Below are 19,890 nucleotides of genomic sequence, written 5' to 3' on the forward strand. Positions count from 1 at the left end.
GCTCACTCCACGAACAGGCAGGCGGGTTGTTCGAGCAGGCCGCGCACGGCCTGGATGAACAGCGCGGCGTCCATGCCATCGACCACGCGGTGGTCGAACGAGCTGGACAGGTTCATCATCTTGCGCACGACGATCTGGCCGTCGATCACCACAGGCCGCTCGACCATGCGGTTGACACCGACGATCGCCACTTCCGGGGTGTTGACCACCGGTGTGCTGACGATACCGCCCAGGGCGCCCAGGCTGGTCAGGGTGATGGTCGAACCGGACAGCTCGTCGCGGCTGGCCTTGTTGTTGCGGGCAGCGTTGGCCAGGCGCGAGATCTCGCCGGCATTGGTCCACAGGCTGCCAGCTTCGGCATGGCGCAGCACCGGCACCATCAGGCCGTTGTCACCCTGGGTGGCGATGCCCACATGCACCGCGCCATGGCGGGTGATGACCTGGGCTTCGTCGTCATAGGTGGCGTTGATCTGCGGGAAGTCGCGCAGTGCCACGACCAGGGCACGCACCAGGAACGGCAGCAGGGTCAGCTTGCCGCGGCTGTCGCCGTGCTTGCTGTTGAGTTGCTGGCGCAGGGCTTCCAGGGCGGTGACGTCGATTTCTTCCACATAGCTGAAGTGCGCGACCCGGCGCTTGGCGTCCTGCATGCGCTGGGCGATCTTGCGGCGCAGGCCGATCACCGGCACCTGCTCGCTGTCGGTGCGCTTGGCATAGCCGCTCGGCGCTTGTCCGCCAGTGCTGTGCGGCTTGCTCATGAAGGCGTCGAGGTCTTCGTGCAGGATGCGCCCGGCCGGGCCGCTGCCATGCACGTAACGCAGTTCGATACCGGCATCCAGGGCACGCTTGCGCACCGCCGGCGAGGCCAGCGGCTTGTCGCCTGGCTGGCGCGGCACGATCGGGGCTGCCTCGTGGTTGACGGGCGCCTGACACGCGGCCGGTCTTGCTTCCTTCTGCGGCTCTGGCTTGGCGGCTACCGGGGCAGCGGGGGCTTCGACCTGTTCGGGCTTTGGCGCATCCTTGGTGGGCACATCCACATGGTTGCCGCTGCCTTCCACTTCGATGCGGATCAGCTCGCTGCCGACCGCCATCACTTCACCTGGCTGCCCACCCAGGGCCAGCACCTTGCCGCTGACCGGCGAAGGGATTTCCACGGTGGCCTTGTCGGTCATGACGTCGGCCACTACCTGGTCTTCGGCGATCATGTCGCCGACCTTGACGAACCACTCGACCAACTCGACCTGCGCGATGCCTTCGCCAATGTCCGGCATCTTGATGACGTGCGTGCCCATTCAGACCTCCATGACCTTTTTCAATGCCGCACCTACCCGCGAAGGCCCTGGGAAGTAAGCCCATTCCTGTGCGTGGGGGTAGGGGGTGTCCCAGCCAGTGACGCGCTCGATCGGCGCCTCCAGGTGGTGGAAGCAGTGTTCCTGCACCAGCGACACCAGTTCGGCGCCGAAGCCGCAGGTGCGGGTGGCCTCGTGTACCACCACGCAGCGGCCGGTCTTTTTCACCGACTCGACGATGGTGTCCAGGTCCAGCGGCCACAGGCTGCGCAGGTCGATCACCTCGGCGTCGACGCCGGTTTCTTCGGCGGCCACCTGGGCCACGTACACCGTGGTGCCGTAGGTCAGCACGGTCACGTCATTGCCGGGGCGGGTAATGGCCGCCTTGTCCAGCGGCACACTGTAGTAGCCATCGGGCACCGCGCTTTGCGGGTGCTTCGACCACGGCGTGACAGGGCGGTCGTGGTGGCCGTCGAACGGGCCGTTGTACAGGCGCTTGGGTTCCAGGAAGATTACCGGGTCATCGCATTCGATCGAGGCGATCAGCAGGCCCTTGGCGTCATACGGGTTGGACGGCATGACAGTGCGCAGGCCGCACACCTGGGTGAACATCGCTTCCGGGCTCTGGCTGTGGGTCTGGCCGCCATAGATCCCGCCGCCGCAGGGCATGCGCAGGGTCAGCGGGGCGATGAACTCGCCGGCCGAACGGTAACGCAGGCGCGCCATCTCGGAAACGATCTGGTCGGAGGCCGGATAGAAGTAGTCGGCGAACTGGATTTCCACCACCGGGCGCAGGCCGTAGGCACCCATGCCCACGGCGGTGCCGACGATGCCGCTCTCGGAGATCGGCGCGTCGAACACGCGAGACTTGCCGTACTTGTTCTGCAGGCCTTCGGTGCAGCGGAACACGCCGCCGAAGTAACCGACGTCCTGGCCGTAGATCACCACATTGTCGTCGCGCTCGAGCATGACATCCATGGCCGAGCGCAGGGCCTGGATCATGGTCATGGTAGTGGTGGCCATGGCGGTTTCCGGGTTGATGCTGTTGTTGTGGTCGTTCATCTCAAACCCCCAGTTCCTGGCGTTGACGGCGCAGGTGGTCGGGCATTTCCTTGTACACGTCCTCGAACATCGAGGCGGCACTCGGGATGTGACCGTTGGCCAGGGTGCCGTACTGCTCGGCTTCCTTCTGCGCGGCGATCACCGCGGCTTCCAGTTCGGCAGTGGTGGCCTGGTGTTCTTCCTCGGACCAGTGGCCGATCTTGATCAGGTGCTGCTTCAGGCGGGCGATCGGGTCGCCGAGCGGGAAGTGGCTCCAGTCATCGGCCGGGCGGTACTTGGACGGGTCGTCCGAGGTCGAGTGCGGGCCGGCACGGTAGGTGACCCACTCGATCAGGCATGGGCCCAGGCCGCGACGGGCGCGTTCTGCGGCCCAGCGCGAGGCGGCGTACACGGCGACGAAGTCGTTGCCGTCAACCCGCAGCGAGGCAATGCCGCAACCCACGCCACGGCCGGCGAAGGTGGTCGACTCGCCACCGGCGATGGCCTGGAAGGTGGAGATCGCCCACTGGTTGTTGACCACGTTGAGGATCACCGGGGCGCGGTACACGTGGGCGAAGGTGAGGGCGGTGTGGAAGTCCGACTCGGCGGTTGCGCCGTCGCCGATCCACGCCGAGGCGATCTTGGTATCGCCCTTGATCGCCGAGGCCATGGCCCAGCCGACCGCCTGCACGAACTGGGTCGCCAGGTTGCCGCTGATGGTGAAGAAACCGGCGTCGCGTACCGAATACATGATCGGCAGCTGGCGGCCCTTGAGCGGGTCACGCTCGTTGGACAGCAGCTGGCAGATCATCTCGACCAGCGACACGTCGCGGGCCATCAGGATGCTTTGCTGGCGGTAGGTGGGGAAGCACATGTCGGTGCGGTTCAGCGCCAGGGCCTGGCCGCTGCCGATGGCTTCTTCACCCAGGCTCTGCATGTAGAAGGACATCTTCTTCTGGCGCTGGGCGACCACCATGCGGCTGTCGAAAATCCGTGTCTTGAGCATGGCGCGCATGCCCTGACGGAGAACTTGCGGGTCGATGTCTTCGGCCCACGGGCCTTGCGCGTCGCCTTGCTCGTCGAGCACGCGGATCAGGCTGTAGGACAGGTCCGCGGTGTCGGCAGCGTCGACATCGACTGGGGGTTTACGGGCTTGACCTGCATCGTTCAGGCGCAGGTAGGAGAAATCGGTCTGGCAGCCTGGCCGGCCGGTAGGCTCGGGCACATGCAAACGCAGGGGGGCGTACTCGTTCATGCTTTTTACGCTCGCTCGGGTATTTGTTTTTGTGAGCTCTGAAGCGGCCGCCGCTGAGTACCGGCTTGTGACTGGTAGGTCAGCGTCCCCTACATCTTAGTGGGCCGGCAGGAGAATTTTTCTCTCAAGTTGATTGCCTTTGCCGAGCGGGGCAGATAAACATTCCGCATAAACACAAAAAACCGGTGATTTTGTCTCATGCGCAAACTCGATCGTACCGATATCGGCATTCTCAACAGCCTGCAGGAAAATGCCCGCATCACCAACGCCGAGCTGGCCCGCTCGGTGAACCTGTCCCCCACACCCTGCTTCAACCGGGTGCGGGCCATGGAAGAACTGGGGGTGATCCGCCAGCAGGTGACCTTGCTGTCGCCCGAGGCGTTGGGGCTGGACGTGAACGTGTTCATCCACGTGAGCCTGGAAAAACAGGTCGAGCAGTCGTTGCACCGTTTCGAGGAAGAAATTGCCGAACGGCCCGAGGTGATGGAGTGTTACCTGATGACGGGCGATCCGGACTACCTGTTGCGGGTACTGCTGCCCAGTATCCAGGCACTGGAACGGTTCCTGGATTACCTGACGCGGTTGCCAGGGGTGGCCAATATCCGTTCCAGTTTTGCCTTGAAGCAGGTGCGCTACAAGACGGCCTTGCCGCTGCCGGCCAATGGCATGACCTTGCGGGAGTAGCCGTCCGAGTACTGCGCTTGCTGGTCAGGTCAGCTGAATATCGCTCAGGAAGAATTCGAGCACGTCACCGGTACGCTCGCCGGCGTTGAGGTAGTACTGGCGCCCCAGGTCAAGTACCGGGACATTGTCCGAGAGCGACTCCGCAACACGGTAGCCGTTCATGTCCCGCAGGTAGAAGGGAATAAAGCCGGCGCTCTCCACTGTGCCGTCCCATGGCTGGAGCGTTTCGATTTTCCAGTAGGGCCGGGTACGTAGCAGGTTGTACGGATGTGGGGCGTTGAGCACATCCCGGACCCGCCCGGCCACATGCGTACCATACAGGCCTAGCCAGCCATTGGAACTGCTTTCAAGCCTGGCGCCAATATAGGCCCAGTGTTCTGCGCAGGTAATGTAGTAGTGCGTGCGGTCTTCACGGTGCTCGATGAATTCGAAATGGAATGCAAGTCGTTGGAATTCATCCGCACTGCGTGGCACGCTCCTGCGCGCGGCAGTCGTGCACAGCCAGCCGTCTTCATCCAGGCCAAGCACTGGGTGTACGTTGTTGTCTGCAACAACGATCTGGCCACGGTGGACGTTATGAAGTGTAGCGGTGAAATTGGCCCTTATCATGTAGGTCTCCGATGATTGCTGAGGCGGTAGCCCAGGCTAAGGCACTGCCTGTCGACTTGGGACATGGATGCGTTTCAGCCAACGGAAGGGGGTGCCTGTCAGCCTGCTGTACAGGCCTGATCGCGACATGACCTGCACCGGACGCGCCCCGGCAACAGCATTTTACCCGCCACCGCACTCATTCCCTGGCATTTGCCCTTATGCTTGTCTGCAACCCATCGCCACCTGACCCGGGAGCCGCAAGGGACTTATGCGAAATATCTGGAAGCCGTTTCAGTCGTTGTATTTCGCCGCGCTGATGATGTTGATCGGCTCGGGCCTGCTCAGTACCTACCTGGCCCTGCGCCTGGCAGCCGATCATGTCGACAGCCTGTGGGTGGGTGCCTTGATGGCGGCCAACTACTTTGGCCTGGCGGTAGGCGGCAAGGTCGGCCACCGGTTGATTGGCCGGGTAGGGCACATTCGCGCCTATGCCACTTGCGCCGGCATCGTCGGCGCGGCGGTGCTCGGCCATGGCCTGACCAGCTGGCTGCCGGCCTGGGTCGGGCTGCGGATGATCGTCGGCCTGGGGATGATGTGCCAGTACATGGTCATCGAGAGCTGGCTGAACGAGCAGGCCGACGTGAAGCATCGCGGCGCGGTGTTCAGCGGCTACATGATCGCCTCGTACCTGGGCCTGGTGCTCGGCCAGCTGATCCTGGTGGTGCACCCACAGCTTGGCTTGGAGCTGCTGATGCTGGTGGCCATGTGTTTCACCCTGTGCCTGGTACCGGTCGCCATGACCCGGCGCATTCACCCGGCGCCGTTGCGCCCGGCACCGATGGAGCCGAAGTTCTTCATCAAGCGCGTGCCGCAGTCGCTCAGCACGGTGCTGGGTTCGGGGCTGATCGTCGGCTCGTTCTATGGCCTGGCACCCTTGTATGCCTCCAGCCAGGGCATGACTACCGAGCAGGTCGGTCTGTTCATGGGTAGCTGCATCTTTGCCGGCCTGCTGGTGCAGTGGCCGCTGGGCTGGTTGTCTGACCGCTACGATCGGGCAGTGCTGATCCGCAGCGTGGCGGTGGGGTTGGCGCTGGCCTCGTCGCCGCTGGCGATGCTGCCCAGCGTGCCGCTGGAGTTGCTGTTCGGCATAGGCTTCGTGATTTCGTTGCTGCAGTTCTGCCTGTACCCGCTGGCGGTGGCGTTTTCCAACGACCATGTGGAAAGCGAACGGCGGGTGTCGCTGACCGCGATGCTGCTGGTGACCTACGGCGTGGGCGCGTGTATCGGGCCGCTGGCGGCAGGCGTGCTGATGAAGGTGCTCGGCCCGCAGATGCTGTATGCCTTCTTCGTGTTCTTTGCCCTGGTGCTGGTGTGGCGCATTCGGCCGAAGGCGGTCACTGGGCTACACCAGGTGCAGGATGCGCCTTTGGGCCACGTTGCCATGCCGGCTGCCGGTTCGCCACTGTCGGCGGCGCTGGACCCACGGGTGGATGAGCAGACGGTGCAGGAGGTAATGCAGGCGCCGGTGGCGGCGGAGGATACCGAGGCGGAAGAGAAGGGGACTGACAAGGAGCCTGAGCCGGAAGGTGAGGTCAGCAAGTCGGTGTAGGCCTGTGCCGGCCTCTTCGCGGGCACGCCCGCTCCCACAGCGACCGCGCAGCGTTCAAGGCATGCGTTGTACCTGTGGGAGAGCTGTCGCGTAGATAACTGGATCCGCAAGCAGTACGCGTACCCTGTGGGAGCGGCTTTAGCCGCGAAGAATCCAACGCGGTGCATGGCACCGGCTGCGCCGGTGTTCGCGGCTAAAGCCGCTCCCACAGAGTCCCTGCTAATTCAATGAGTTATGTGCAGTTCTGTGGGAGCGGGCATGCCCGCGAAGAGGCCGGCACAGGAGAAGCACAAATGAAAACGCCACCTTGATAGGTGGCGTTTTTGTACTCGGCCGACGATCAATAGTCGTCCTTGTCGAACCGCCGCGCTTCACGCTGCAACTGGTACACGAAGCTCTCGACCTTGCGCTGCGCCTGCCCGGTAAGGTTATGGAAGCGCACGCCGGCAAAGGTGGTGTTGATCCGCTCTTCATAGTGCAGGTGGCGCAGCTCGACCATGGTGTCGACCAGGCCCAGCGGGTTGCCCGCCTTGAAACGCTCGTACACCTGGCCCAGTTGCAGGCGATCCTCGACATTGCCTTCGAAGCGCAGTTTGCAGCCGGTGGCGGAGATGTCCAGCAGCTTGCCACGCAGGGCGCCGTTGCCCTTGAGGTGGGTACCATCGAGGATGACATCGACCAGCTGCGACAGCTTCAGCGCGGCGCGGAAGGCATTGCGGCGCTGGTGGTAGGTCATCTCCAATGGCATGGCGCCGCGGTAGCAGCGGTGGCCGTCGACTTCACTGATCTTCAGCTCGTGGTTGCAGTCCCAGGCGATGCGCACGCCATCATGGAAGCCTTCGACGCGGAAGTGTTCGCCGTTCTCGATGAACTTTTCACCGTCACGCGGGATCATCTCGTCCAGCGCCAGGGTGTTGCTTTCACGGTCCACGTGCACCACGTAGCTCTGGAAGCGCTGGCTGCGGTCGTGGAAGGTGATGATCAGGGGGTCGTGGCTTTCCTGCAGCTGCCGCAAGTTGGCCGCAATCTCCAAAGGGGTGGTCAGCACCTTTGGCGGCTGCGGGGCATCGGATTCATTGAACACGGCTTATCGTTCTCCAGGCAAAAGCGACACACGCAATTAACGGCATTTTGCCAGTATGTTCCGTGCCTTGATAGAAAAAATCACACTTGGCTGAGCGCCCGTGGCTTGGCCAGTGGCGAGGTGCTGCCGCGGCTGTCGTAGAGCGACGGAGAATCGCCGCCCATGAGGATCCGGATCTGGTTGTTGGTGACGTGTTGCTGCACCTGGATGATCCGGCCATTGGTCTCGTTGAGCTGCTGGCAGGCTTGCATCAGCTGGCTGATCACATCGAGTTGCTGCAGCAGCAGTTCACCGTTCGGTGATTGTGCCGCCACGGCCTCCACTCCGGCGCGATCAGGGCTCAGGCCAAGGCTGGCAAGCAGGTTGTTGCGCCGCAGGCCTTGCTGCTCCAGCAGCACGATCAAAGACTGCTTGCGGGCCAGGATATTCTCCAGTGGCGCCATGTCGCGGCCATGCAGGGCGATCGCTTCCTTTTGCAGAAGGTCCAGCAGCTCCTGCATGGGGGCGATGTCATCTTCGATCAGTTGCAGCAAGGTGGTGTCGTGCATGGCTAACTCTAGGCTTTTCTAGCGTCCGTGAAGTCAGCGCGCCGAACGGTCAGCGCTGGGCTTCGAAATCGAGCAGTTTGCTGGCGACCCGGCCGGCATCGACCTGGTAGCTGCCGTCGGCGATCGCCTGTTTCAACTGGGCCACACGGGCACTGTTGACCACTGGCTCGTCGCGCAGCTTGTCGCTGATCTTCTGCAACTGCTGGGCCTCTTGGCTGAGGTGTACCGCTTCTCCGCTGGCGCTGGTGGCGGTTGCCGCTTCCTGGCTGGCTGCCGGTTTTTCGGCGCTGCCGTTCGCGGTGTTGCCGCGCACGCCGCCCGTGACGGACGGAGAGTTATTCAAACGACTGAAGTCGATGACCATGATCAGAAACCTCTGGGTATTTGGACGCTTGCCTTGTTTTCGGCCAACCCGAAAGAAACTTTAGGCACAAATGCATAGCCGCCTGTCAGCAAGCTCGCGAACCCGTTTTCTGACACAGTTTAGGAAAAGCGGTTCCTCACCGCCAGCGCAAATCAATGGGCTGGCTACATACTTACCTCGACCTGGCCGGGGCCGGTCACCCTGGCCTTGACCACCCGTTTGGAATTGAGGTTGCGCACCCGGATCTGTTCGCTCAGGCCGCCCTTGCTCAGGGCTTCTCCGGGCATGCGCACACTCAGGCTGCCACTGCGGGCGATGATCACCACGTGGTCGCCCTTGCGCACCACCTCGGCCTGTTCCAGGTGTTGCGGGGTGAGTACCTGGTCGATCACCGTGGGGCGCAGCATCTTCATGCCTACCGCCTGTTCCAGTTCGGTCAAGAAGCCTTGGCCCAGGGTGCCGACATCGCGCTCGCGCAGGGCCACGTCACCTTCGCCCACCACGTTGTCGCGCTTGAGCGGCCGGGTCACCACCACCACTTCGCGGAACAGCCGCACGGTGGCCGGCACGAACACGGTCCAAGGCGCCGTGCCTTCGCAGCGCACCTTTACCGTGACGCGGCCCAACGGCTGGGCCGGGCTTTCCAGCGAGGCGTCCAGTTGCTGGCTGCACAGCGGCATGCGCAGGCGCGGGTCCAGCGGGTTGACCTGGATCTCGTAACGGCCGGCGGTCTGGGTGGTTGCCAGATAATCTTCGACGCTGAATTCAAGAAACCCTTGAGTGACACCGATAAGCTGTTCAGGCAAGGTAAACGCGTCCGCTACCGTGCGAACGCCGGGCACCAGAAGGCACAGCATGGCCAGCGAGCCAGTCAGCAGGCGCGTCAATCGTCGGAAAAATGTCGTTTTCGTGTACATGGCGCTCAAAAAAGCAAAGCCCGTGCCGACTCGCTACATGAGTTGCAACGAAAGGCTGAAACATAAAGGAGTCTGGCATGGCAGGTGTTATGGATTCGGTCAACCAGCGCACGCAGCTGGTAGGGCAGAATCGCCTGGAATTGCTGCTGTTCCGCCTCAATGGCGAGCAGCTTTACGGCATCAACGTATTCAAGGTCAGGGAAGTGCTGCAATGCCCTGCGCTGACCCTGCTGCCCAAGGCGCACCCGGTGGTGCGCGGTGTTGCCAATATTCGCGGGGCGACCATCCCGATCCTCGACCTGTCGATGGCCACCGGGTTGCGGCCGCTGCAGGAAGACACGCGCAACAGTTTCGTGATCATCACCGAGTACAACACCAAGACCCAAGGCTTCCTGGTGCATTCGGTGGAGCGCATCGTCAACATGAACTGGGAAGAAATCCATCCGCCACCCAAGGGCACCGGCCGCGACCACTACCTGACCGCGGTTACCCGGGTGGACAACCGCATGGTCGAGATCATCGATGTGGAGAAGGTGCTGGCCGAAGTGGCGCCGTCGTCCGAGTCGGTGTCGGCCGGGGTGATCGATGCCGAGGTGCAGGACAAGGCCGTGCTGCTGCGGGTGCTCACCGTCGACGATTCGTCGGTGGCGCGCAAGCAGGTCAGCCGCTGCCTGCAGACCGTGGGGGTCGAGGTGGTGGCGCTCAATGACGGCCGTCAGGCCCTGAACTACCTGCGCCAGCTGGTGGATGAGGGCAAGAAGCCGGAAGAAGAGTTCCTGATGATGATCTCGGACATTGAAATGCCGGAAATGGACGGCTATACGCTAACAGCGGAGATCCGCAGCGATCCGCGCATGCAAAAATTGCACATCTGCCTGCATACTTCGCTTTCCGGGGTGTTCAACCAGGCGATGGTCAAGAAGGTCGGTGCCGATGACTTCCTGGCCAAGTTCAAGCCGGACGACCTGGCCCAGCGGGTGGTCGACCGGATCAAGGCAACGCATTGAAGCAGCCGGGGGCAGGCCCCCGGCACCAGTGATTTAAAAGAGGCGGCAGTAGTGTCTACGGGTAATTTGGATTTCGAACAGTTCCGGGTCTTCCTGGAGAAAGCCTGTGGCATCCTGCTGGGCGAGAATAAGCAGTACCTGGTCTCCAGCCGTCTCAACAAGCTGATGGAGCAACAGGGCATCAAGAGCCTGGGCGAGCTGGTGCAGCGCATCCAGGCCCAGCCGCGTGGCGGCTTGCGCGAGCAGGTGGTCGATGCCATGACCACCAACGAGACCCTGTGGTTTCGCGATACCTACCCGTTCGAGGTGCTGAAGAACAAGGTCATCCCCGAGTTCATCCGCAACAACCCCGGCCAGCGCCTGCGCATGTGGTCGGCGGCCTGTTCGTCGGGGCAGGAGCCGTATTCCATCTCGATGGCCATCGACGAATTCGAGCGTAGCAACCTCGGCCAGTTGAAGATGGGCGCGCAGATCGTTGCCACCGACCTGTCTGGCACCATGCTGACCAACTGCAAGACCGGCGAGTACGACAGCCTGGCGATTGCCCGTGGCTTGTCCCAGGAGCGCCTGCAGCGCTACTTCGACACCAAGGGGCCGGGGCGCTGGGCGGTCAAGCCGGCGATTCGCAGCCGCGTCGAGTTCCGCTCGTTCAACCTGCTCGACAGCTATGCCAGCCTGGGCAAGTTCGATGTGGTGTTCTGCCGTAACGTGCTGATCTATTTCTCGGCGCAGGTGAAGAAGGACATCCTGTTGCGTATCCACAGTACCTTGAAGCCGGGTGGGTATCTGTTCCTCGGGGCTTCCGAGGCGCTGAACGGGTTGCCGGACCATTACCAGATGGTGCAGTGCAGTCCGGGGATCATCTACCAGGCGAAGTAAGCACAAAGGCCGGCAGCGAAAGTTGCCGGCCTTTTTGTTTGCCTGTGCTGGCCTCTTCGCGGGTAAACCCGCTCCCACAGGTACCGCACCGACTTTTAAAGCTGTGCAGAACCCTGTGGGAGCGGGTTTGCCCGCGAAGAGGCCGGCGCAGGAAAAATACTGACGTCAATTTTTTGTTTTGCCGCTTTTGCCGCCCGGCAATTGCCGCTTTCGCCGCTCAAGGCGGAAGGCCTTTGCCGCTTTTCTGGCATCACTCTGACAGCACCTTGCCCTGCAAGCCCGTATTTCCGGGCTTTCTGTTGGTTGGCACAGCCCTTGCTATACCTTGCCCAACGATATTCCGGTCAACCTCCGAAGGTTTCCCCGACATGAGCATCAGCTTCGACAAGGCGCTTGGTATTCACGAAAAGGCCCTGGGCTTCCGCGCCCAGCGCGCCGAAGTGCTGGCCAACAACATCGCCAACGCCGACACGCCCAACTACAAGGCGCGCGACATGGACTTCGCCTCGGTGCTCGCTGCCGAGAGCGACAAGCAGCAGAGTGGCGGCCGTTTCAGCCTCGATCGTACCAACAGCCGCCATATCGAGGCCGAGGGCCTGGCCATGGCCGACGATACCCTCAAGTACCGCACACCAACGCAGCCGTCGATCGACCAGAACACCGTGGACGCGCAGATCGAGCAATCGAACTACACCGAAAACGCCGTCGGCTTCCAGGCCAGCTTCACCTTGCTCAACAGTAAATTCAAAGGGCTGGTTTCGGCCCTGCGGGGAGAATGACCATGTCCCTTTCCAGTGTCTTCAACATTGCCGGTAGCGGCATGAGTGCGCAGAACACGCGCCTGAACACCGTTGCTTCCAACATCGCCAACGCCGAGACCGTGTCCTCGAGCATCGACCAGACCTACCGCGCCCGCCACCCGGTGTTCGCCACCACCTTCCAGGACGCACAGGCCGGCGGCAGCCAGTCGCTGTTCGAAGACCAGGGCGAGGCAGGGCAGGGCGTGCAGGTAAAAGGCATCGTCGAGGACCAGAGCAACCTGGAGGCCCGTTACGAGCCCAACCACCCGGCGGCGAACAAGGACGGCTACGTCTACTACCCGAACGTCAACGTGGTCGAGGAGATGGCTGACATGATCTCCGCCAGCCGCGCGTTCCAGACCAACGCCGAGTTGATGAATACGGCCAAGGCCATGATGCAGAAGGTCCTGACCCTCGGTCAGTGATAAGGAAACCAGACCATGGCAATCGATACCAACGGTGTGAACCTCAACGACGTGCTCGCGGCGTCGGGTGTAGGCACCAGCACGAAGAAGACCACGGACACCGCATCCAAGACCGGCAACGACTCGCTCGGCAAGGACGCGTTCCTGCAATTGCTGGTCACACAGATGCAACACCAGAACCCGCTGGACCCACAGGACAACGGTGAGTTCGTTGCCCAGTTGGCGCAGTTCAGCAGCCTGGAAGGCATTACCTCGCTGAACGAATCGGTCAACTCCATCACCAGCGCCATGGCCTCGTCCCAGGCCCTGCAGGCGTCGTCGCTGGTCGGGCGTTCGGTGGTGGTGCAGAACGACAAGGCCGTGGTCGACACCGCAGAAAGCTTCAATGCGCAGTTCGTCGTGCCGCAAGCCATCGGCGAAGCGAAGATCACCATCAAGGACAAGGACGGCAATACCGTCAAGACCATCGAGCTGGGCGAGCAGAAAGCCGGTTACGCCGATTTCATCTGGGACGGTACCAACAGCAGTGGCCAGAAAGTCGACCCTGGTACTTACACCTTCACTGCCACCACTACAGTGGATGGCAAGTCGGTGCAGATGAATACGCTGTTGCCAGCCAAGGTGACCAGCGTCAGTTTCAGTGCCGCCGGCGAAATGGTGCTCAACCTCGCCGGTGTTGGCAAAGTGTCCCTCTCCGACGTGCAAACCATCGGTATCTAAGGCCCGCTAGAGCGGCAAAAGGAGCGAATTCATGTCTTTCAATATCGGCCTTAGCGGTCTGTACGCAGCAAACAAGCAGCTGGATGTCACCGGCAACAACATCGCCAACGTCAACACCAACGGCTTCAAGTCGTCGCGTGCCGAGTTCGCCGATGTCTATGCAGGTTCCAACCGCCTGGGCGTGGGCAAGAACCAGGTGGGTAACGGTGTGCGCCTGGCAGCGGTTTCCCAGCAGTTCACCCAGGGTGACGTCAACACCACCGGCAACGTGCTGGACATGGGGATTCAGGGGCAGGGCTTCTTCGTGCTGTCCGATAACGGCTCGCGCGTGTACACCCGTGCGGGTGCTTTCCAGGCCAGCAAGGACAACTTCGTGGTTACCTCGGACGGCTTGCGCCTGCAGGGCTATGCCGCCGACTCGACTGGCAAGATCCAGAAGGGCGTGCTCACCGATCTGCAGATCGATACGTCGTCGCTGCAGCCAAAGGCAACGTCCCTGATCGACCAGGGTATCAACCTGAATTCTTCGGCCGCCGATATCCCGTTGGAAGTGGACGATGGCACTGGCGTGATGGTGCCGAACCTGCCGTTCGATCCTTCCGATCAGACGACCTACACCAAGTCTTTCCCGACCAAGGTGTACGACAGCCAGGGTAACGAGCACACCATGGAGCAGTTCTATCGCAAGACTGGCACCAATGAGTGGACCATGTACACCCTGGTCGATGGGCGCAACCCGTTTTCCCCATCCTCCACCGTGCCGCTGACTGGCACCATCAGCTTCAACAGCGATGGCTCGGTCAAGAGCATGACTGCGGACAATACCGGCCACCCGGCGGGCTCGTCGTTCACCGTGACCAACAACACCTTCACCATGACTGGCTGGGTGCCGGCGGTGGAAGATTCTGCGGGTAACTGGATCTCCAACGGCGCGGTGGGCAATGCCGATGGCATGCGCCTGGCGATGAACAGCACCACCTCCTACAACACCGAGACCGCGCGCATGTCGCAGTCTCAGGACGGCTACGCGACCGGTATCCTGTCGAGCCTGAGCATCGACTCGACCGGTGTGCTGTTCGCCAGTTTCAGCAACCAGCAATCCCGTGCCATTGGCCAGGTGGCCCTGGCCAGCTTCGCCAACGAGCAGGGCTTGCAGCAGATTGGTGGTACCCGCTGGACCGAAACCTACACGTCCGGCATCCCGGGCATCGATGCGCCGAAGACAGGTACCCTGGGCAGCGTCGAGTCCAACGCGCTGGAAGGCTCGAACGTGAACCTGACGCAGGAGCTGGTAGAGCTGATCAAGGCGCAGAGCAACTACCAGGCAAACGCCAAGACCATCTCCACTGAAAGCACCATCATGCAGACCGTCATCCAGATGGCCTGATGGTCGCTGGCTGAGTGTGTGTGGGCGAACCCCTTTGTCATGAAGGGGTTCGTCGTCTTTGCCGGAGGGGGCATGAAAAGGCTGGTTGTCACATTGGTCGCTGCTTTCTGCCTGTACCAGGCCCAGGCCGGTACCGCGCCCTGGTGGCGCTGGGAAAGCCAGGTGGATGGGCGCCTGGTCTGCTCGCAATGGCCGCCGGGGGATGGCTGGAAGAAGTTCGCCGGCCCCTACAGCAATGGTGGTTGCCGCGAGCCTTGATGAAGCCGGTACCGGCCCTTTGTTCATGACCGATTTATTTGGCAAGGCCGCTCAGTGGGAGTGTTGCTCTCGAGGTTGGCGCTGTACCTGTAGGAGCGGCCTTGTGTCGCGAAAGGGGTGCGAAGCGCCCCCGGGATTTCAGCTTCGCCGCATAGATTGCTGGGGCTGCTTTGCAGCCCTTTCGCGACACAAGGCCGCTCCTACAGGGATCGCGCCAAGACAGTTGCTCCCGCAGAGGCCGGTACAAGTTTGCCGCCATCGGCAACCCGGCGCCGGATAACCGGCGTTCGCGACTTGAGCAAGGCCTCCAGAAGCCCGTATCCACGGGCTTTTTCATGATTTCGCAAAGTTGGTTCGGAACTTGCTTTCTAGCTCGCATAGCAACGGCGAGCGGCAAACGACCGCCAGTGCAATGGAGGATGACTGTGGACAAGATGCTTTACGTGGCCATGACCGGTGCCAGCCAGAATGCGCTGGCGCAGAAGGCGCACGCCAACAACCTGGCGAACATTTCCACCAACGGTTTTCAGCGAGACCTGGAGCAGGCTCGCTCGATGCCGGTGTTCGGTGACAGCTTTCCGTCGCGCGCCTTTGCCATGACCGAGCGCCCGGCCACCGACTTCAGCGAAGGTCCGATGGTGGAAACCGGCCGCGATCTGGATGTGACGGTGACCGGCAAGGGCTTCATCGCCGTGCAGGCACCCGATGGCAGTGAAGCCTACGTGCGCACCGGTAGCCTGAACATCGATGCCCTCGGTGTGCTGCGTGCCGGCAACGGCATGCCGGTGATCGGCAATGGCGGCCCGATTGCGATTCCGCCAGAGCAGAAGGTCGAAGTCGGCGCCGATGGCACCATCAGCATCCGCTCCATGGGGGAAGACCCGCGCGTGATGGCCGAAGTCGACCGCATCAAGCTGGTCAACCCCGATACCAAAGGCCTGACCAAGGGCCTGGATGGTCTGATCCATACCCGCGACGGCCAACCGGCGGACGCCGACGTCAACGTGCGGGTGGTGTCGGGCTTCCTGGAAGGCAGCAATGTCAACGCCGTGGAAGAAATGACCTCGGTGCTGGCGCTGTCCCGTCAATTCGAACTGCACGTCAAGATGATGAACGCGGCCAAGGAAGGCGACGAAGCCATGGCGCGTGTTTTGCAAATCGGCTAATCACTTTTGAACGGGTGCCGTAAAACAGGCGCACGAGGAGAACTTACATGCTTCCGGCTCTTTGGGTCGCTAAAACCGGCCTGTCCGCCCAGGACACCAACCTGACGGTCATCTCCAACAACCTGGCCAACGTCTCGACCACCGGCTTCAAGCGTGATCGCGCGGAGTTCCAGGACCTGCTGTACCAGATCAAACGCCAGCCGGGCGCGCAGTCCACCCAGGACAGCGAGCTGCCTTCCGGCCTGCAGGTCGGTACTGGTGTGCGCATTGTCGGCACCCAGAAGAACTTCCAGACCGGCAGCCTGCAGACCACGGAAAACCCGCTGGACATGGCGGTCAACGGCCGTGGTTTCTTCCAGGTATTGCAGCCGGACGGCACCGTTTCGTACACCCGTGACGGCACCTTCCACCTGAACTCCGACGGCCAGATCGTCACCGCCAACGGCTTCGCCCTGGAGCCTGCCATCGTCGTGCCGAACGACGCGCAGACCTTCACCGTCGGCCAGGACGGCACCGTGTCGATCACCACCGCCGGCAACCCGGCTGCGCAGGTGATCGGCAACATCCAGACCGCCGACTTCATCAACCCGGCCGGCCTGCAGGCGATTGGCGACAACCTGTTCCTCGAAACCGCCGCCAGTGGCGCGCCGCAAGTCGGCACCCCGGGCCTGAACGGTTTCGGCACCACCCTGCAGCAGACCCTGGAAAACTCCAACGTCAGCACCGTGGAAGAGCTGGTGAACATGATCACCACCCAGCGTGCCTACGAGATGAACTCCAAGGTCATTTCCACCGCTGACCAGATGCTGTCGTTCGTTACTCAACAGCTCTGAAGCAGGCAGCTCTAACCCCGTCACTCCGTTGCACCCGTGAGGTAAGCGTCATGAATCGTCTGTTGTCCGTTTTCGCCCTGGGGGGGGCGGTGTTGCTGGCAGGTTGCGTCGCGCCGACGCCCAAGCCCAACGACCCGTACTACGCGCCGGTACTGCCGCGCACCCCGTTGCCGGCAGCGGCCAACAACGGTTCGATCTACCAGGCCGGTTTCGAGCAGAACCTGTACAGCGACCGCAAGGCGTTCCGGGTGGGTGACATCATCACCATCACCCTCAACGAGCGCACATCGGCCAGCAAGAACGCCGGCTCGCAGATCCAGAAAAACAGCAACGCCAACATCGGCCTGACATCGTTGTTCGGCACTACGCCGAACACCAACAACCCGTTCGGCGGTGGTGACCTGTCGCTGGAGGCCGGCTACAGCGGCGAGCGCGCCACCAAGGGCGACAGCAAGGCCACTCAGGGCAACACCCTGACCGGTTCCATCACCGTGACCGTGGCCGAAGTGCTGCCCAACGGCATCATCGCCGTGCGCGGCGAGAAGTGGCTGACCCTGAACACCGGCGAAGAGCTGGTGCGCATTGCCGGCATGATTCGCGCCGACGACATCGCCACCGACAACACCGTGCCGTCCACTCGCGTGGCCGACGCGCGCATCACCTATTCCGGTACCGGCTCGTTCGCCGATGCCAGCCAGCCCGGGTGGCTGGACCGCTTCTTCATCAGCCCGCTTTGGCCTTTCTGAGTACGGATGACCATGTTCAACGTGAGGCAGCTGATTGCCGCAACCCTGCTCCTGTCCTGTGCCTTCGGCGCCCAGGCCGAGCGCCTGAAGGACATCGCCAGCATTTCTGGCGTGCGCTCCAACCAGCTGATCGGTTACGGCCTGGTGGTGGGGCTCAATGGCACGGGTGACCAGACCACTCAGACGCCGTTCACCCTGCAGACCTTCAACAACATGCTGTCGCAGTTCGGCATCAAGGTGCCGGCCGGCTCCGGCAACGTGCAGTTGAAAAACGTTGCGGCAGTGTCGGTGCATGCCGACCTGCCGGCGTTCGCCAAGCCAGGCCAGGTGGTGGACATTACCGTGTCCTCGATCGGTAACTCCAAGAGCCTGCGCGGCGGCAGCCTGCTGATGACCCCGCTCAAGGGTATCGATGGCAACGTCTATGCCGTGGCTCAGGGTAACCTGGTGGTGGGCGGCTTCGATGCCGAGGGCCGTGACGGTTCGAAGATCACCGTCAACGTTCCGTCGGCCGGTCGTATCCCAGGCGGCGCTACCGTCGAGCGTGCAGTGCCGAGCGGCTTCAATCAGGGCAACAGCCTGACCCTGAACCTCAACCGCCCCGACTTCACCACTGCCAAGCGCATCGTCGACAAGGTCAACGACCTGCTCGGCCCGGGCGTGGCTCAGGCCGTGGACGGCGGTTCGGTACGGGTCACTGCGCCGATGGACCCGAGCCAGCGCGTGGACTACCTGTCGATCCTCGAGAACCTCGAGATCGACCCGGGCCAGGCAGTCGCCAAGGTCATCATCAACTCGCGCACCGGCACCATCGTCATCGGCCAGAACGTCAAGGTGTCGCCGGCCGCGGTGACCCACGGCAGCCTGACCGTTACCATTACCGAAGACCCGATCGTCAGCCAGCCGGGGCCGTTCTCCAATGGCCAGACCGCCGTGGTGCCGCGCTCGCGGGTCAACGCCGAGCAGGAAGCCAAGCCGATGTTCAAGTTCGGCCCGGGCACCACGCTGGATGAAATCGTCCGTGCGGTGAACCAGGTGGGCGCAGCGCCCAGTGACCTGATGGCCATCCTCGAAGCCCTGAAACAGGCCGGCGCCCTGCAGGCCGACCTGATCGTGATCTGAGGACGGCACGGATGAACAGCAAAAGCCTGGTTTCCGGCAGCGCCGACAGCGGCGCCTACACCGACCTCAACCGCCTGAGCTCGCTCAAGCATGGCGACCGCGACAGCGACGCCAACGTGCGCAAGGTGGCCCAGGAATTCGAGTCGCTGTTCATCAGCGAAATGCTCAAGGCCTCGCGCAAGGCCAGCGACGTGCTGGCCGACGACAACCCGATGAACACCGAAACGGTGAAGCAGTACCGCGACATGTACGACCAGCAGCTGGCCGTGAGCATGTCCCGCGAAGGTGGCGGCATCGGGCTGCAGGACGTACTGGTGCGCCAGCTGTCGAAGAACAAGGGCACACCGGCCAACACCAGCCCGTTTCCGCGTATCGAGGGCAGTGCACCGACGTTGTGGGGCAACAAGGTGGCCGAGCCCGTGCATGCCGTGCAGTCGACCGCCACCCGCAACGACGTCGCCGCGCTCAATTCACGACGCCTGGCGCTGCCGAGCAAGCTCACCGACCGCCTGATGGCCGGCATCGTGCCGTCGGCGGCCAGCACCAATACCGCAGCCGTGCCGGCCCGTGACGGCCAGCAAGTGGCCAAGGCCTTCGCCGTGCCGGACAACGGCCTGCGCATCCTCGGGCGCGCCGTGGCCCAGCCACCACTGGCACCGAAAAAAGCCTTTGCCGACAGCGACGAGTTCGTCGCCACCATGCTGCCGATGGCCGAGCAGGCAGCCAGGCGCATCGGTATCGACCCGCGCTATCTGGTGGCGCAGGCCGCCCTGGAAACCGGCTGGGGCAAGTCGGTCATGCGCAACACCGATGGCAGCAGCAGCCACAACCTGTTCGGCATCAAGGCAACCGGCAACTGGGAAGGCGGCGAGGCGCGGGCGATCACCAGCGAGTTCCGCGATGGCCAGTTCGTCAAGGAGACGGCGGCGTTCCGTTCCTATGATTCCTACCAGGACAGCTTCCACGACCTGGTCAGCCTGCTGCAGAACAATTCGCGCTATCAAGATGCGGTGAAGGCCGCCGATAAACCAGAACAGTTCGTGCAAGAGTTGCAAAAGGCCGGGTACGCCACCGACCCGAATTACGCCAGCAAGATCTCGCAGATCGCAAGACAGATGAAGTCGTACGAGCACTACGCAATGCTCGGTACCGCAACGAAACTTTAAGG

General features: G+C 62.5%; 22 protein-coding genes. 14 read left to right on the plus strand and 8 right to left on the minus strand.

Translation table 11 applies throughout. The features are described 5' to 3' along the window. Positions 1-2: 2 nt before the first annotated feature. The 3 genes from CAG00_RS07560 to CAG00_RS07570 are packed head-to-tail and all read right to left on the minus strand — an operon-like array spanning position 3 to position 3,582. Positions 3-1,289: a dihydrolipoamide acetyltransferase family protein gene (locus CAG00_RS07560; RefSeq protein WP_085663969.1), complete on the minus strand. Its 1,287-nt coding sequence runs from the start codon at positions 1,287-1,289 to the stop codon at positions 3-5. Beyond that, positions 1,290-2,348 (minus strand): alpha-ketoacid dehydrogenase subunit beta, encoded by a 1,059-nt coding sequence (locus CAG00_RS07565; RefSeq protein WP_013973637.1) that lies wholly within the window; start codon positions 2,346-2,348, stop codon positions 1,290-1,292. A gap of 1 nt (position 2,349) precedes the next feature. Beyond that, entirely contained in the window at positions 2,350-3,582 is a 1,233-nt protein-coding gene (locus CAG00_RS07570) for a 3-methyl-2-oxobutanoate dehydrogenase (2-methylpropanoyl-transferring) subunit alpha (RefSeq protein WP_085614551.1), read from the minus strand. A gap of 198 nt (positions 3,583-3,780) precedes the next feature. Here CAG00_RS07570 and bkdR point away from each other — a divergent pair, with 198 nt between their 5' ends. Further along, positions 3,781-4,266, plus strand: coding sequence for a Bkd operon transcriptional regulator BkdR (bkdR, locus tag CAG00_RS07575; RefSeq protein ID WP_012273540.1), 486 nt, complete (start codon positions 3,781-3,783; stop codon positions 4,264-4,266). Between the two features lie 24 nt (positions 4,267-4,290). Here the strand turns inward: bkdR and CAG00_RS07580 are convergent, their stop codons facing one another. Continuing rightward, entirely contained in the window at positions 4,291-4,875 is a 585-nt protein-coding gene (locus tag CAG00_RS07580) for a hypothetical protein (protein ID WP_139832746.1), read from the minus strand. 250 nt (positions 4,876-5,125) lie between these two features. Here CAG00_RS07580 and CAG00_RS07585 point away from each other — a divergent pair, with 250 nt between their 5' ends. Continuing rightward, positions 5,126-6,466 carry an MFS transporter gene (locus CAG00_RS07585; RefSeq protein ID WP_085663971.1) on the plus strand — a complete coding sequence of 447 codons (1,341 nt, stop codon included), beginning with the start codon at positions 5,126-5,128 and terminating at the stop codon, positions 6,464-6,466. 340 nt (positions 6,467-6,806) lie between these two features. Here CAG00_RS07585 and CAG00_RS07590 read toward each other — a convergent pair whose 3' ends face one another. The 4 genes from CAG00_RS07590 to flgA all read right to left on the minus strand — a co-directional run bounded on the left by CAG00_RS07590 (position 6,807) and on the right by flgA (position 9,379). Next, positions 6,807-7,550 (minus strand): flagellar brake protein, encoded by a 744-nt coding sequence (locus tag CAG00_RS07590; protein WP_085663972.1) that lies wholly within the window; start codon positions 7,548-7,550, stop codon positions 6,807-6,809. Between the two features lie 80 nt (positions 7,551-7,630). Next, positions 7,631-8,098 carry a flagella synthesis protein FlgN gene (locus tag CAG00_RS07595; protein ID WP_039612676.1) on the minus strand — a complete coding sequence of 156 codons (468 nt, stop codon included), beginning with the start codon at positions 8,096-8,098 and terminating at the stop codon, positions 7,631-7,633. Positions 8,099-8,147: 49 nt separating this feature from the next. Further along, positions 8,148-8,462, minus strand: a complete 315-nt coding sequence (gene flgM / locus CAG00_RS07600) for a flagellar biosynthesis anti-sigma factor FlgM (RefSeq protein ID WP_025340104.1) — start codon at positions 8,460-8,462, stop codon at positions 8,148-8,150. A 164-nt stretch (positions 8,463-8,626) separates the two neighbouring features. After that, complete coding sequence (gene flgA, locus CAG00_RS07605) at positions 8,627-9,379, minus strand: flagellar basal body P-ring formation chaperone FlgA (RefSeq protein WP_085663973.1); 753 nt, start codon at positions 9,377-9,379, stop codon at positions 8,627-8,629. Between the two features lie 77 nt (positions 9,380-9,456). Between flgA and CAG00_RS07610 the strand changes: the two genes are divergently transcribed. From CAG00_RS07610 to flgJ, 12 genes are all read left to right on the plus strand, one after another. Then, on the plus strand, positions 9,457-10,386 hold the full coding sequence (locus tag CAG00_RS07610) for a chemotaxis protein CheV (protein WP_039612677.1): 930 nt from the start codon (positions 9,457-9,459) through the stop codon (positions 10,384-10,386). Positions 10,387-10,437: 51 nt separating this feature from the next. Continuing rightward, complete coding sequence (gene cheR, locus CAG00_RS07615; protein ID WP_015271244.1) at positions 10,438-11,265, plus strand: protein-glutamate O-methyltransferase CheR; 828 nt, start codon at positions 10,438-10,440, stop codon at positions 11,263-11,265. 368 nt (positions 11,266-11,633) lie between these two features. Next, the gene (flgB, locus tag CAG00_RS07620; RefSeq protein WP_015271243.1) at positions 11,634-12,044 is read left to right on the plus strand and encodes a flagellar basal body rod protein FlgB; all 411 of its coding nucleotides are present in this window, start codon (positions 11,634-11,636) and stop codon (positions 12,042-12,044) included. A gap of 2 nt (positions 12,045-12,046) precedes the next feature. Continuing rightward, the gene (gene flgC, locus CAG00_RS07625) at positions 12,047-12,490 is read left to right on the plus strand and encodes a flagellar basal body rod protein FlgC (RefSeq protein WP_003257260.1); all 444 of its coding nucleotides are present in this window, start codon (positions 12,047-12,049) and stop codon (positions 12,488-12,490) included. A 15-nt stretch (positions 12,491-12,505) separates the two neighbouring features. Next, positions 12,506-13,210 (plus strand): flagellar hook assembly protein FlgD, encoded by a 705-nt coding sequence (gene flgD, locus CAG00_RS07630; RefSeq protein ID WP_075045943.1) that lies wholly within the window; start codon positions 12,506-12,508, stop codon positions 13,208-13,210. Positions 13,211-13,241: 31 nt separating this feature from the next. Continuing rightward, the gene (gene flgE, locus CAG00_RS07635; RefSeq protein ID WP_075045942.1) at positions 13,242-14,597 is read left to right on the plus strand and encodes a flagellar hook protein FlgE; all 1,356 of its coding nucleotides are present in this window, start codon (positions 13,242-13,244) and stop codon (positions 14,595-14,597) included. Between the two features lie 72 nt (positions 14,598-14,669). Then, entirely contained in the window at positions 14,670-14,855 is a 186-nt protein-coding gene (locus CAG00_RS07640) for a hypothetical protein (RefSeq protein WP_039612679.1), read from the plus strand. A gap of 425 nt (positions 14,856-15,280) precedes the next feature. Next, on the plus strand, positions 15,281-16,021 hold the full coding sequence (locus CAG00_RS07650) for a flagellar basal body rod protein FlgF (protein ID WP_015271240.1): 741 nt from the start codon (positions 15,281-15,283) through the stop codon (positions 16,019-16,021). A gap of 47 nt (positions 16,022-16,068) precedes the next feature. Then, the gene (gene flgG, locus CAG00_RS07655; protein WP_015271239.1) at positions 16,069-16,854 is read left to right on the plus strand and encodes a flagellar basal-body rod protein FlgG; all 786 of its coding nucleotides are present in this window, start codon (positions 16,069-16,071) and stop codon (positions 16,852-16,854) included. Between the two features lie 50 nt (positions 16,855-16,904). After that, positions 16,905-17,600, plus strand: a complete 696-nt coding sequence (gene flgH / locus CAG00_RS07660; protein ID WP_085589051.1) for a flagellar basal body L-ring protein FlgH — start codon at positions 16,905-16,907, stop codon at positions 17,598-17,600. 12 nt (positions 17,601-17,612) lie between these two features. Beyond that, positions 17,613-18,722, plus strand: a complete 1,110-nt coding sequence (locus CAG00_RS07665) for a flagellar basal body P-ring protein FlgI (RefSeq protein WP_015271237.1) — start codon at positions 17,613-17,615, stop codon at positions 18,720-18,722. Between the two features lie 11 nt (positions 18,723-18,733). After that, entirely contained in the window at positions 18,734-19,888 is a 1,155-nt protein-coding gene (gene flgJ / locus CAG00_RS07670) for a flagellar assembly peptidoglycan hydrolase FlgJ (protein WP_085663975.1), read from the plus strand. Positions 19,889-19,890: the final 2 nt, after the last annotated feature.

The sequence above is a fragment of the Pseudomonas sp. B5(2017) genome, assembly GCF_002112825.1.
Taxonomy (GTDB): Bacteria; Pseudomonadota; Gammaproteobacteria; order Pseudomonadales; family Pseudomonadaceae; genus Aquipseudomonas; species Aquipseudomonas putida_Z.

Bases quoted from the DNA above. Each gene is read 5' to 3' on its own strand.
- CAG00_RS07560 (WP_085663969.1), bottom strand. From the start codon at position 1,289: ATGGGCACGCACGTCATCAAGATGCCGGACATTGGCGAAGGCATCGCG.
- CAG00_RS07580 (WP_139832746.1), bottom strand. From the start codon at position 4,875: ATGATAAGGGCCAATTTCACCGCTACACTTCATAACGTCCACCGTGGC.
- bkdR (WP_012273540.1), top strand. From the start codon at position 3,781: ATGCGCAAACTCGATCGTACCGATATCGGCATTCTCAACAGCCTGCAG.
- flgM (WP_025340104.1), bottom strand. From the start codon at position 8,462: ATGGTCATCGACTTCAGTCGTTTGAATAACTCTCCGTCCGTCACGGGC.
- CAG00_RS07585 (WP_085663971.1), top strand. From the start codon at position 5,126: ATGCGAAATATCTGGAAGCCGTTTCAGTCGTTGTATTTCGCCGCGCTG.
- flgA (WP_085663973.1), bottom strand. From the start codon at position 9,379: ATGTACACGAAAACGACATTTTTCCGACGATTGACGCGCCTGCTGACT.
- CAG00_RS07610 (WP_039612677.1), top strand. From the start codon at position 9,457: ATGGCAGGTGTTATGGATTCGGTCAACCAGCGCACGCAGCTGGTAGGG.
- flgD (WP_075045943.1), top strand. From the start codon at position 12,506: ATGGCAATCGATACCAACGGTGTGAACCTCAACGACGTGCTCGCGGCG.
- flgE (WP_075045942.1), top strand. From the start codon at position 13,242: ATGTCTTTCAATATCGGCCTTAGCGGTCTGTACGCAGCAAACAAGCAG.
- CAG00_RS07595 (WP_039612676.1), bottom strand. From the start codon at position 8,098: ATGCACGACACCACCTTGCTGCAACTGATCGAAGATGACATCGCCCCC.
- flgH (WP_085589051.1), top strand. From the start codon at position 16,905: ATGAATCGTCTGTTGTCCGTTTTCGCCCTGGGGGGGGCGGTGTTGCTG.
- CAG00_RS07665 (WP_015271237.1), top strand. From the start codon at position 17,613: ATGTTCAACGTGAGGCAGCTGATTGCCGCAACCCTGCTCCTGTCCTGT.
- CAG00_RS07570 (WP_085614551.1), bottom strand. From the start codon at position 3,582: ATGAACGAGTACGCCCCCCTGCGTTTGCATGTGCCCGAGCCTACCGGC.
- flgG (WP_015271239.1), top strand. From the start codon at position 16,069: ATGCTTCCGGCTCTTTGGGTCGCTAAAACCGGCCTGTCCGCCCAGGAC.
- flgJ (WP_085663975.1), top strand. From the start codon at position 18,734: ATGAACAGCAAAAGCCTGGTTTCCGGCAGCGCCGACAGCGGCGCCTAC.
- flgB (WP_015271243.1), top strand. From the start codon at position 11,634: ATGAGCATCAGCTTCGACAAGGCGCTTGGTATTCACGAAAAGGCCCTG.
- flgC (WP_003257260.1), top strand. From the start codon at position 12,047: ATGTCCCTTTCCAGTGTCTTCAACATTGCCGGTAGCGGCATGAGTGCG.
- CAG00_RS07565 (WP_013973637.1), bottom strand. From the start codon at position 2,348: ATGAACGACCACAACAACAGCATCAACCCGGAAACCGCCATGGCCACC.
- CAG00_RS07640 (WP_039612679.1), top strand. From the start codon at position 14,670: ATGAAAAGGCTGGTTGTCACATTGGTCGCTGCTTTCTGCCTGTACCAG.